This window comes from Vibrio pelagius (assembly GCF_024347575.1).
Classification (GTDB): Bacteria; Pseudomonadota; Gammaproteobacteria; order Enterobacterales; family Vibrionaceae; genus Vibrio; species Vibrio pelagius.
The window spans coordinates 998,181-1,010,712 of sequence record NZ_AP025504.1; the positions used below are offsets into that span (position 1 = coordinate 998,181).

The 12,532-nt window shown below is 45.7% G+C and carries 12 protein-coding genes; 9 read left to right on the top strand and 3 right to left on the bottom strand.

Going from position 1 to position 12,532, the window contains the following annotated elements; genetic code table 11:
• Positions 1 to 2 precede the first annotated feature (2 nt).
• Entirely contained in the window at positions 3 to 980 is a 978-nt protein-coding gene (locus vsple_RS18640) for a Gfo/Idh/MocA family protein (RefSeq protein ID WP_261883374.1), read from the top strand.
• 218 nt (positions 981 to 1,198) lie between these two features.
• The gene (locus vsple_RS18645) at positions 1,199 to 1,540 is read left to right on the top strand and encodes a Fis family transcriptional regulator (protein WP_261883375.1); all 342 of its coding nucleotides are present in this window, start codon (positions 1,199 to 1,201) and stop codon (positions 1,538 to 1,540) included.
• Between the two features lie 126 nt (positions 1,541 to 1,666).
• Here the strand turns inward: vsple_RS18645 and vsple_RS18650 are convergent, their stop codons facing one another.
• A complete protein-coding gene (locus vsple_RS18650; RefSeq protein ID WP_261883376.1) occupies positions 1,667 to 2,422 on the bottom strand; it encodes a DeoR/GlpR family DNA-binding transcription regulator in 756 nt (251 codons plus the stop codon).
• A gap of 279 nt (positions 2,423 to 2,701) precedes the next feature.
• Between vsple_RS18650 and ltnD the strand changes: the two genes are divergently transcribed.
• The 7 genes from ltnD to vsple_RS18685 all read left to right on the top strand — a co-directional run bounded on the left by ltnD (position 2,702) and on the right by vsple_RS18685 (position 10,222).
• Positions 2,702 to 3,610: an L-threonate dehydrogenase gene (ltnD, locus tag vsple_RS18655; protein WP_261883377.1), complete on the top strand. Its 909-nt coding sequence runs from the start codon at positions 2,702 to 2,704 to the stop codon at positions 3,608 to 3,610.
• A 25-nt stretch (positions 3,611 to 3,635) separates the two neighbouring features.
• Positions 3,636 to 4,892 (top strand): 3-oxo-tetronate kinase, encoded by a 1,257-nt coding sequence (otnK, locus tag vsple_RS18660; protein WP_261883378.1) that lies wholly within the window; start codon positions 3,636 to 3,638, stop codon positions 4,890 to 4,892.
• 11 nt (positions 4,893 to 4,903) lie between these two features.
• Positions 4,904 to 5,551, top strand: coding sequence for a 3-oxo-tetronate 4-phosphate decarboxylase (otnC, locus tag vsple_RS18665; protein ID WP_261883379.1), 648 nt, complete (start codon positions 4,904 to 4,906; stop codon positions 5,549 to 5,551).
• On the top strand, positions 5,551 to 6,327 hold the full coding sequence (otnI, locus tag vsple_RS18670; RefSeq protein ID WP_261883380.1) for a 2-oxo-tetronate isomerase: 777 nt from the start codon (positions 5,551 to 5,553) through the stop codon (positions 6,325 to 6,327). The genes otnC and otnI overlap by 1 nt, the downstream gene beginning before the upstream one ends.
• A gap of 146 nt (positions 6,328 to 6,473) precedes the next feature.
• A complete protein-coding gene (locus tag vsple_RS18675; protein ID WP_261883381.1) occupies positions 6,474 to 7,928 on the top strand; it encodes a GntP family permease in 1,455 nt (484 codons plus the stop codon).
• An 80-nt stretch (positions 7,929 to 8,008) separates the two neighbouring features.
• On the top strand, positions 8,009 to 9,178 hold the full coding sequence (locus vsple_RS18680; protein WP_261883382.1) for a glycerate kinase: 1,170 nt from the start codon (positions 8,009 to 8,011) through the stop codon (positions 9,176 to 9,178).
• Between the two features lie 171 nt (positions 9,179 to 9,349).
• Positions 9,350 to 10,222 (top strand): patatin-like phospholipase family protein, encoded by an 873-nt coding sequence (locus tag vsple_RS18685; protein ID WP_261883383.1) that lies wholly within the window; start codon positions 9,350 to 9,352, stop codon positions 10,220 to 10,222.
• Positions 10,223 to 10,285: 63 nt separating this feature from the next.
• On the opposite strand, the gene vsple_RS18690 is transcribed toward vsple_RS18685, so the two are convergent.
• Positions 10,286 to 11,284, bottom strand: coding sequence for a 2-hydroxyacid dehydrogenase (locus vsple_RS18690; RefSeq protein WP_261883384.1), 999 nt, complete (start codon positions 11,282 to 11,284; stop codon positions 10,286 to 10,288).
• A 294-nt stretch (positions 11,285 to 11,578) separates the two neighbouring features.
• Positions 11,579 to 12,361 carry a ferredoxin--NADP reductase gene (locus vsple_RS18695; RefSeq protein WP_261883385.1) on the bottom strand — a complete coding sequence of 261 codons (783 nt, stop codon included), beginning with the start codon at positions 12,359 to 12,361 and terminating at the stop codon, positions 11,579 to 11,581.
• Between the last annotated feature and the right edge of the window lie 171 nt (positions 12,362 to 12,532).

Below are 12,532 nucleotides of genomic sequence, written 5' to 3' on the forward strand. Positions count from 1 at the left end.
CGATGAAATGGGGAATTCTAGGGACGAGCTTTATTTCGGGTGTCATGGCAGATGCAATCAAAGGCGATGCTCAAAGTGAGTTGTACGCAGTTGCAGGGCGTACAGAGAAAACACTGAACGAGTTTGCTGCGCAATATCAGCCAACCGTCACTTTTAATAGCTATGACGCGCTAATCGAATATGAATCGGTTGATATAATCTATATCGCACTGCCAAATCATGTTCACCATGAGTACGTGATTAAAGCCGCTCAAAAAGGCAAAGCGATTCTGTGTGAGAAATCGCTGTCGGTTGATATGGAGAGAACAGACGCAGCGTTAGCGGCGGTTAAAGAAGCGGGTATCTTCTTTGCTGAAGGCTTGATGTATCTAAACCACCCACTTATCGCTTCGCTTCATAAAGAGTTAGCAAGTGGCGAAATTGGTGAAGTACGCTCGATTCAAGCGTCATACATCGCGGCGATTGATCAGTTTGTGAGTCCAGAAAGTAAAGGCGCATTGTACAACCTAGGTTGTTACCCGATGTCTCTGATTCACTCTGTCGCGCAACAGCAGTTTGGCGAGAGTGTGTTTGAAAACCTACAGATCTCTGCAATTGGTCGACGCGGTCACGATGGCAACATCTGTGAATCGTCAGCGATGATGCGTTTCAACGATAGTTTTACTGCGCAAATCCACACTGCAGAAGACCATGGACTAAAGCATGGTTTTACGATTCTAGGTAGCAAAGGCTGCATTACGCTCGATACCAACCCATGGTTACCGACTGAAGAAAATAAATTCACGGTTGAGATCTATGAAACGTCTAAGCGTGAAGTGAAAGTTGAAGCGCAAGGCGATGGCTTCCATTATCAAGTGCGCAATATCCGTCAAGCGGTTGAGCAAGGTAACAAGGAACTTGCAGCGCCAATGGCAACTCACCAAAACTCACGCGTAATCATGAAGTTGCTGACGGATTGGGAACAAGCCGCGAGCGCTTAACCCTCAGACTTGTATGTACGACTCATGCTTGATTACCTTGCTGTATAGCTCAGCTAATCAACGTGGGTCGTTCTTCCTCATATATTCCCCCAAATATTTTCCCTTTTGATTCCCTATAATTACTTTGCAATTCAAACCGCCGCAGTGTCCAATATGGCTTAACAAATTTTAGTTTTAAAAACCTTATATTTCAAGGTGTTAAATAGGAAGTGCTCTTCATGCGCAAATCGGATAAGAAAATTGACAACCAAATCAGAGACGTACTCACCGACGTTTGTGAAGATACGTTGAAAGGCTACGATGGTTTTCTGTGGGTGACTCATACGGTCAACTTCTCTTCTTTTCCCCAGAGCCTGAAAATTGTTGGTGTATTCGATACCAATCAAGACAGAACCCATTTCTTAGAGAGTGGAGGCCAACAGGAAGTCGCTACGGTCATTCAAAATGCATTCAATCAGGTTGGGATTAAACTAAAGAATGCGGATAAGCACATAAGTTACGACACTCAAGAAAACTGCGAACGTGACCACCAAGGTAAGTGGAATTTGAGACTCAGCTGATTAATATCGGATTATGGATATCCATGACCTATGTTGCTAGCTTAGTGACCTTCTTTGCGACTCGTATCGTGAAGGTGCTTCGAAGGGGCTAGAAGAGTACCCCAGCCCTTAATGCGAGTGATTCAATCAGTAAATAACTTCAATACCTTTATCGTTTAACTCTTCGATTACGCTCGCAGATAGATTGCTATCGGTAATAATTCCGTTGAGTTCTTCTAGATCGAGTGCGTGGAAGCTTGCGACTCGACCATACTTGGTTGAATCTGATATTAAGTAGTTAGTTTGTGCCGCGCGCACTATGGCTTGTTTGACCGAAACTTTATTCTCATTGGGGGTGGATAGCCCTTTTAGGTTCCAAGATGAGGAAGAGATGAAGGCCACATCGATGTTTACTCCGTTGAGAAACTCTGCAACTTTCCCTCCTACGCTCGATTGGTTTTCACGATCGATTTTGCCACCTGTATGGTAGATGTCACAACGGGTGTGATTCATTAAGTAAGCCGCGATTGAAAAATCATTTGTAATGATCAACAGATCGTTTCGACCTGCTAATTGATGAGCAATTTCTAGCGACGTTGTTCCTGCATCTAAGTAAATGGTGGCTTCCGATGAGATCAAGCTAGCCGCTACCTTACCTATCTGTATTTTCTCTAGCGCTTGTTGTTCAGCTTTTGCATCGTGTGAAAGTTCACTGTGAAGAGCTTGTGCAAGTTGAACACCACCAGACACAGAAATAACTTTTCCTGAAGACTCCAACTTTACGATATCTCGTCGAATTGTCATGTGTGAAACACCAAGGTGTTCTGTTAATTCAGAAATGCTGATCACTTCTTGATGTGATAAGAGCGATAAAATAGTGCGTTGGCGTTCTGCTGGAATCATGGATTTTCTTCTATGTCTTTGTTTTTCAAATATTCTATCAATCTTTGCTGGGTTTGTGAATATATGTGAATTTGTGTTCTGAATGTGGACATAGCTATGTGGTTTGACGTTTGGAGTCTAGATTTTGTGCATCAAAAGGGATGAATCAGCAAATAGGTGTTAATTTTTGTTAAAAGTGTGACTTATCACTAAGTAGGAAGTACCACCTTCACATATAATCACAAACATAAACAAGAATTAACAAAATCTACTCATTTTTTCCAAGAAGGCATTGTTGTTATGAATGAAGTTCGATCTGTCGGTGTTATCGGTTTAGGTTCCATGGGTATGGGCGCGGCAAAATCATGTGTGCGTGCAGGCCTTGATGTATATGGTTTCGACCTTAACCCGCAAGCTCTTGAAGAGCTGGGTTCATTTGGTGCGAAAGCAGTTTCTACCAATGCAGTTGAGTTCGCAGGCCAGCTAGATTCGGTTCTTGTTCTTGTTGTGAATGCAACTCAAGTTAACACAGTGTTGTTCAAAACGGGTCTCGCTGCGGCGCTCAAGGCAAATACGCCAGTCATGGTTTCTGCAACTATCTCAGCTGAAGATGCAAAACAAATCGAAGCGAAGCTAGCAGAGCACAATCTCGTCATGCTAGATGCACCGGTTTCTGGTGGTGCAGTGAAAGCGGAAGCAGGTGAGATGACCATCATGGCGTCTGGCGCGCAAAGTACGTTTGATGTACTTGAACCAGTACTGAACGCAACTGCCGCTAAGGTTTACAACATCGGTGAAGCGATTGGCCTTGGTGCAACGGTGAAAATTATCCACCAATTGCTAGCGGGCGTTCATATCGCAGCAGGTGCGGAAGCGATGGCACTGGCGGCACGTGCAAACATCCCTCTTGATATGATGTACGACGTGGTAACCAACGCAGCGGGTAACTCTTGGATGTTTGAGAACCGCATGAAGCATGTCGTAGATGGTGACTACTCACCAAAGTCTATGGTCGATATCTTTGTGAAAGATCTAAATCTCGTATCGGATACAGCTAAAGATCTGAAATTCCCACTTCCTCTATCAAGTGCAGCGCTCAACATGTTTGTAAGTGCAAGCAATGCAGGTTTTGGTCAGGAAGATGATAGCGCTGTTATCAAGATCTTTGATGGCATCGAGCTTCCAGGTGTGGAAAGCAAACTGAAATAAGAGCAGGAACATCGGAGAATAAATTATGTTATTAGGCGTTATCGCAGACGACTTTACTGGCGCGACCGACATTGCCGGTTTTCTAGTAGAAAACGGCATGCGCACAGTTCAGCTTAACGGTATTCCAAAAGAAGAGATTGAAGTTAACGCAGACGCGGTCGTGATCAGTCTCAAGTCTCGCTCTTGCCCTGTTGAGGAAGCAATCGAGGATTCAGTCGCAGCACTGAAGTGGCTTCAAGCAAACGGCTGTCAGCAGTTTTACTTCAAGTATTGCTCAACGTTCGATAGCACAGCAGAAGGCAACATTGGTCCTGTAACGGATGCACTACTTGCTGAATTAGGTGAAGACTTCACCATGGTATGCCCTGCACTGCCGGTGAATGGTCGCACGGTTTACAACGGCCACCTGTTTGTATTCCAAGACCTACTGAGCGATTCAGGCATGCGTAACCACCCAGTGACGCCGATGACGGATTCAAGCCTTGTTCGCATGATGGATGCTCAATCTCAAGGCACCTCAGGTTTGGTGAATTTCCAAGTGATTGAGCAAGGCTCACAAGCGGTCACTGAGCGCTTCAAAGAGCTAAAAGTACAAGGTAATCGCTACGCAGTGGTTGACGCATTTAATGCAGAGCACCTTGTCACACTAGGCCAAGCAGCGAAATCGCTAAAATTGGTCACTGGTGGTTCAGGTCTGGCGGCAGGCATTGCGAAGAACTGGGTTGAACATCTAGAAGACCAAAGCGATGCGAAGCAAGCAGGTAATCCTGCAAAAGCGCCGACGGTCGTGTTCTCTGGTTCTTGTTCAGTGATGACGAACCAACAGGTTGCGGTTTACAAAGAAAAAGCGCCGCATTTCACGATTGATGTGAAAGCGTGTCTGACGGATGAAACTTATTCAAACCAAGTGCTTGATTGGGTGATGACAAACATTGAAAGCGAGTTTGCGCCACTGGTTTACGCAACTGCTGATGCAACAGCACTAAAAGCTATCCAACGAGAATTCGGCGCGCAGGCATCGAGCCATGCGGTCGAGCAATTCTTTAGCCACCTAGCCATCAAACTTCAGCAGCACGGGGTGAAAAACTTCATTGTGGCTGGTGGTGAAACCTCCGGTGTGGTTACTCAAAGTCTATCCGTGAAAGGCTTCCATATTGGTCCTCAAATCGCACCGGGTGTGCCATGGGTTAAGTCGGTGGAAGGTGAGCTTTCACTTGCTCTTAAATCGGGCAACTTTGGCGATGAAGACTTTTTTGCTAAAGCTCAATCGTACTTTGTATAAGTGAGGCTGTGATGAGTATTAATGTTATGACAGAGCAACAACTGCGTGAGCAAATGGTTACCCTGGCTCGTTCGATGTTTGAACGTGGTTATGCAACAGGCGGTGCAGGTAACCTTTCTCTGAAACTGCCAAATGGTCACTTTCTGGCAACGCCAACCGGCTCATCGTTTGGTCGTTTGGTTGCTGAAGAGCTTTCGGTCGTGGATATTGATGGCAATCATATCTCAGGTAAAAAACCATCAAAAGAGGTGGCTTTCCACCTAGCTATTTATCGCAATAACTCAGAATGCAATGCGATTGTGCATCTGCATTCGACTTACCTGACAGCGCTCTCTTGCCTAGATGGTTTAGATCGGGAGAGTGCTATCAAAGCCTTCACACCTTACTTTGTAATGCGCATTGGCGAACTACCAGTGATTCCTTATCTGCGTCCGGGTGATCCGCAAATCGCAGAAGAGCTTGCACAGCGAGCAGGGGATTATCGCGCTTTCTTGCTGGCGAACCATGGTCCAGTAATCACAGGGACTGATTTTGAAGATGCAGTCGATAACGCTGAAGAGTTGGAAGAGACAGCAAAACTGGCGTTCATTCTGAAAGACAGCAACATCCGTTACCTAACGGATGCTGAGGTTCAAGACCTAAAAGGGAGAGGTAAATAATGGCTAAGTTCGCGGCAAACCTGACCATGCTATTCACAGAAGTTCCGTTTTTAGAGCGTTTCGAGAAAGCGCACCAAGCTGGCTTCAAAGCGGTGGAATACCTTTTCCCATACCCATTCGAAGCTCATGAGCTCGCAAACCAGATGGAGCAGTTTGGCTTTGAACAAGCACTGTTCAATATGCCTCCAGGCGATTGGGATGCGGGGGAGCGTGGCTTTGCGGCTATCCCAGGCCGTGAAGAAGAGTTCAAAGCGAGCGTCGAAACTGCGCTGATGTATGCCAACGCGCTGAACTGCAAAAAGGTTCACGCCATGTCTGGCATTGTTGATGCGCGTTTCAGTCGTGAACAGCACATTGATACCTTCATCTCGAACATTCGCTATGCAGCTGACAAATTTGCAGAGCAGGGCATCGAGCTGATGATTGAACCGCTGAACAATCGCGATGTGCCGAACTACTTTGTCGCGCATCAACGTGAAACCGTAGAGCTTATCAAGCAAGTGGATCGTCCAAACGTGAAATTGCAGCTCGACTTATACCACGCGCAAATTATGGATGGTGACTTAAGTACATTGATTCACGATGTCGCGCCATATACCGGTCATATTCAAATCGCATCAGTACCTGAACGACACGAACCGTCAGAAGGTGAGATTAACTACCCGCACCTTTTCACTGTTTTGGATAACTCCGGTTACCAAGGTTGGATTGGTTGTGAGTACAACCCAAGAAACACAACAGAACAAGGTCTCGGTTGGGTCAAGCCGTATCTCTAATCAGTCACTTCAACCAAGAACCGATTAACAGAATAAATAATTCGACGATTTAACAAAGAATAAATCGCTTGCATAGAAAGCACTGTGGGTAGACCGAACTGCCCGCAGTACTTCCCTACAAAATAAGAAACAAAAGGAAATTAAAAATGGACGGAGCATTGATAGGCATTGTGATTGGTATTATTGCCATGATGGGAATGATCATTAAAACGCGTATTCCAGTAGCACTCGCAATGGTTATTTCAAGCATTATCATGGGGCTATTCGCAGGAATGGCACCAACTGAATTAATTGATGCAATCAAAGCAGGCTTTGGCGGCGTGCTTGGCGGTATCGGCCTCATCATCGCGTTTGGCGTGATCATGGGCGCGTGTTTTGAACGCTCTGGTGCGGCGGTTCGTATGGCGAAAACCTTCGTTAAGCTGTGTGGTAAAGGTCGAGAAGATCTCGCACTTGGCTTCACTGGTGTGCTAGTGGCGATTCCAGTTTTCTGTGATTCTGCGTACGTTATTTTACACTCTCTTGTTCGCGCAATTTCACGAGACACAGGTAAATCTGCCGTTGGTCTAGGTGTTACATTAGCACTTGGTCTACTTATTACTCACGCTCTTGTGCCACCTACACCAGGTCCGGTTGCTGTCGCAGGAATTCTAGGTGTCGACCTTGGTCAATATATGTTGTGGGGCTTAATGGTTTCAATCCCTATGATGCTATTGTCGATGATCTACATCCGCCGCGTAGGTAACGAATACTACCGTGTGCCAAATGGTGAAACATGGATCACTAACCAAGCCGATTGGGCGAACTTAGAAAAAGTTGAGGCGACAGATGACAAACAGCTTCCAAGCAACTTCTTATCTTTCGGCCCTATACTGATTCCTATCGTACTTATCCTCATTAATACACTAGTGGGTAAAGGTGACACCGCGTTGCATACTGTTCTATCACTGTTAGGTAATCCTGTCGTTGCAGTGGGTATTGGCGTGCTTATGGCGCTTTATGGCCTAACAATGAAAATTGAACGCAAAGACATGGTGGGTTCAATGGACGACGCACTCTCTACTACGGGTCTAATCCTTGTTGTGACGGGTTGTGGTGGTGCTATGGGTGCAGTTCTTAAAGCATCAGGTGCTGGCCCACAGGTCGCTGACGTTATCGCAAGCAGTGGCATACCACCATTATTGGTACCACTAGCGATTGCCTCAATGCTTCGTTTGATCCAAGGTTCAGCAACGGCATCAATGATGGTAGCAGCCACGATGACACTGCCATTGGTTGAAACACTTGGTCTTGACCCTGTTTTCGTAGCACTGGCATGCGCGGTTGGCCCGGTTGGCTTCTCACACCTAAATGACTCTTACTTCCATATCATTAACCGAACTTTGGGTATCACTGAGTTAACTGATCAAATCAAGATCTGGTCAGTTTCATCAACGATTGCTTGGGCAATTGGTGCATCTATCATCATGATTTTGAACTTAGTGTTTGGTAAGGGCGGCACGATGATCGACCCATTAGTACCAATTGCTGTACTTGGCGCGATTATGGTGTGGTTAAAATCTAAAGAGAAGTCACAAGTAAAAGCTGCAGCAGCAAGCTAACACCGCATCTCTGGTTATACTGCCCCTATCGTTTGATTGGATTATCGATCACTCATAGGGGCTTATTGGATCTACGAATTATGAAAATAGTTATCGCACCCGACTCATTCAAAGAGTCATTAGACGCTGCTTCTGTGGCGAAATGTATTGAAAACGGATTTCGAGAAGTATTTCCGGATGCAGAGTATGTCGCACTTCCTCTCGCCGATGGCGGAGAAGGCACTGTCGATGTGTTACTTCAGGGATTGTCGGGGAACAAGTACACCTCTGAAGTCATGGGGCCACTTGGTGATAGCGTTGCCGCACAATGGGCAATGTTAGAGCCTTCGCACACCAATCCAAAGCGTACTGCTCTTATTGAGATTGCCGCAGCGTCCGGTTTGGATTTGGTCGCTCCAGAAAAGCGTAACCCGATGCTAGCGACGTCGTTTGGTACTGGGCAATTAATGCTTGAGGCGATAGAGCAAGGTGCAGAGGCGATCATACTTGGTTTAGGCGGCAGTGCGACCAATGATGGCGGTGCAGGTATTGTTCAGGCACTAGGAGGGAAACTGCTTGATGACCAAGGTAAGGAGATCGCGTTAGGTGGATTTGCTCTGTCTCAACTAACGACGATCGACCTTTCAGGATTAGATGAGCGCTTGTGTAATATTGACCTGACAGTTGCCTGTGATGTTGCAAATCCACTTTGCGGTGAAAATGGTGCGAGTCATATCTTTGGGCCACAGAAAGGGGCATCGTCTGAACAAGTACAAGCGTTAGATTCGGCTCTTTATCACTTTGCGACCGTTTCAATGCAACAACACTCTAGCATTGCCAAAAGCGACACTTTAGAAATATCAGGCTATGGGGCTGCGGGTGGCACGCCAATGGGATTGAGCTTGCTGTTTTCAATGCAGTTAAAGCCAGGTATTGAGATGGTGCTCGATACGCTTAATGCTGACGAGGTCCTTAAAGGCGCTTCACTGGTTGTGACTGGAGAAGGGCAGATGGACAATCAAACCCTGCAGGGCAAAACCCCTTTCGGTATTGCGCAGCGAGCACAAAAACAGGGTATTCCAACGATAGGAATCGCTGGATCGCTGGGCACTGAAGTTGATGAACTCTACTCGGCGATAGGAGCACTTTTCGGTACTGTGCGCTCTCCTCAGCTTCTAGAGCAAGTGTTGGGAGAGGCAGAAGTTAATTTAACTCGAACCGCACGAAACATAGCAGCGACGCTAAAAGTCGGGTCTAAGATCTTTAGCTAAACTCACCAAGCGAGCTTCTCTAAGTCTTTGTTGCCGCTGATGATCTCGCCAGCGGCGTTTTAGGCGATAGATTTTGCCTATCAAATCTATAAATTTATCCCATTATCATTTGAGGCTAGCGAGCTTTACTATTACTTCTATCGGTTTTAGATCAGCAAATAGAGTAGAAAAATGGGTAAGAAAGCACTGATTGTAGAAGGCGGGGCAATGCGTGGGATTTTCGCAGCGGGTGTATTAGATGCATTCATGGCGGAAGAGTTTAAGCCGTATGATTTTGCAGTTGGTGTGTCAGCCGGTGTTTCTAATTTAATCGGCTACCTCTCTAATGCGCCTCGTCGTAGCCTAGATGTGATCACCACCATGGCGACAGACAAAGCCTTTTTTAACCCAGCGCGTTTTGCCAAAGGGGGAAATTTGGTTGACGTGAAATGGTTGTGGGAAGAGTCTAACGTGCGTTACCCATTAGATTACAGCCGTTTGTTTGGTGAGACCCCATTTTACGCTGCTGTGACTAATGTTGAAACAGGCAACGCAAATTACTATCAGCTGAAGCCAGAAAATCTATCCAATGTCGTAGAGGCGACCACCGCTCTGCCTATTGCGTATCGAGAAACACCGTGCTTTTCAGGTGGTTGTTATACCGATGGTGGTGTGGCAGATTCTATTCCCGTTCGAGAAGCTTATCGTCGCGGTGCGCGTGATATTACGGTGATCTTATCGCATCCATTGAGCTATCAGATGAAGCCACAGAAATATCAGTGGGTGATCAAAAAGCTACTTTCAAAGTACCCCAATATTGCAGAATCGATGGCGGTACGTGCTGAAAACTATAACCAGTCGCTAGAGTTTATTCGTAACCCACCGAAGGATGCCAAGATCAAAGTGATCGCGCCACCAGAGAATTTTGCAGTAAAAAGGCTAACTATGGATCAATCTTTGTTGAGTGAGGGTTACCAAATGGGTATCGATGCGGGTAATGAACATTTAGCGATTAGAAATGGAATGCATGGTTTGGATACAGAAAACTGCCATTTTTGTATTTAGACCATTTTAATGCACCACGAGCCTTTGGGTGGGCTCGTGGTAAATAGGGCATAGCTCTATCGATTAGAGTTCGACAAGCTCATTGCCACTCTTCTCATGGTTGAAGTAATCCGTAATGCTGCCAAGTGTGGTGTTGGCAATGTTCGATAGGGCATCTTTGGTCAGAAACGCTTGGTGTCCAGTGAATAGCACGTTATGACACGCGGACAAACGGCGGAACACGTCGTCGACAATCACATCATTAGACTTATCTTGGAAGAACAGCTCTTTCTCGTTGTCATACACATCAAGGCCTAGTGCGCCAATCTTGCTCTGTTTTAGAGCTTCAATCGCGGCTGTAGAATCCAGCAGTTCGCCACGACTGGTATTCACGATCATTACGCCATCTTTCATTTTACTGAAGGCTTTCGCATCAAGTAGGTGATAGTTCTCTTTGCTCATTGGACAGTGCAGAGAAATCACGTCTGAGTGTTGGTATAGCTCATCGAGCTCAACATATCTTGCACCCAGCTCTTCAGCAAGTGGGTTAGGGTATGGGTCGTAACATAGAATGTTCATTCCCAAGCCTTTTAGGATACGCATGGTCGCGAGGCCAATCTTACCTGAGCCGATGACACCGACGGTTTTACCGTAAAAGTTGAAACCAACCAAACCCTCGAGAGAGAAGTTCGCGTCACGAGTACGCTGATACGCCTTATGCAGTTTTCGGTTTAGACACATCATCATGCCGACGGTGTGCTCAGCCACGGATTCTGGTGAGTAAGCAGGAACGCGAACAACCTGAAGTCCAAGATCTTTTGCTGCCTCTAGGTCAACTTTGTCGAACCCGGCACAACGCATGGCGATCAGCTTAGTGCCACCTTCGGCCAGTACTTGCAACACTTGGCGAGACAAGTCATCGTTTACAAAAGCGCATACGACTTCACAATGGTGAGCCATTTTTGCTGTCTTGGTTGTTAAACGAAAATCGTGAAAATGAAACTCAGCCTTGAGTTCACCCTTTGCCAGTGTGAATGACTTCTCGTCGTATGATTTTGAGCTAAAAAAAGCAATGTTGAGCATGGCTTCCTCTCTTACCTTAAACATCAATAATAACTATCAAAATAACCATTTCACGCAGTGTGCGCCACTTTAGATGTGTTGTCTATCATGATTAACCATTGTTTTTATTATGGTTATTGGTCGATTATGTATGCTGCTTGCTAGTGGAGACCTTAAGAGAGCATTGTTATTTTCGAGTATTGAATCTCTTCTTGGTCTCCTTATTTAGATCGTTCAATCGCTCAGTGGCTTGGTATGCGTAAATGGGTCATAGAGTATGTTCATAGCTATTGCGTTTTAAGACGCGATTTCTGGTTACCAGTAATTTTCGCTACTGAATTGACCGGGTTTACGACGTAGGTGCTTTTCTAATCCGAGCTGATTTAAGGCTGCACTGGTGTCGCGAACCATTTCTGGATTGCCGCAAAGGTAGAAGAAACTACGCTCTTTATCGATAGTGACAGACGTGGCTTGCTCAAGGTCGCCTCCAAGTAACAGACTTGGGATTCGTCCGCGCAAAGTTCCGGCAACGGATTCTCGTGAAATAATTGGCACATAATGAAGTGCTCCTTGAAAGTGTTGGATGAATGTTTGGATGCGCTCTTGATAAGTAAGATCAGCTTTCGTTCTTACTGCGTGAACGAGGATAAGGTGCTCAAACGGTAGAGGTGTCTCTTGTTGTTGAAGCTGTTCTAAAAGCGATAGAAAGGGGCCAATTGCTGTACCTGTTGACAACATCCATAGATCTTGAGCGGTCGAAGGGATCTCTTCGAGTGTCATAAATCCACTAGGACTTCGTCCAACAAACACCTCATCACCTTGTTGGAGCTGGTGGAGTCTCGGAGACAGTTGTCCGTCAGAGTCTTTCACTATCAGAAACTCTAAATGTTGATGGCCCTTAGTATGTGAAGGCGCATTCACCATTGAGTAGGCGCGTCTAACTAGCTCTCCTTGATCGTTTTCGAGCCCCAGCTTGGTAAACTGGCCTGCTAAATAGGGCGATATAGGCGCTTTCACTTCAATTGAGAAAAGTTGATGGTTCCAATCAGTTCGGTTAACGACTTTCCCTGCGACTAAGCCATGTGGAAGTTCTGTCATCGTTTTGTTCTCCTATAAGATCCTCTAAGCATAATCAAAGATTCTCATATGAGAGTAGCAGATTACATGCCAAGAATGAGAATTGTTATCAAATAAGATCTGAAAACCAATTATCTCACTTTTGATGTCATATTGACTGGTTTTTTATGTGTCATTATGACCGTATGGGTG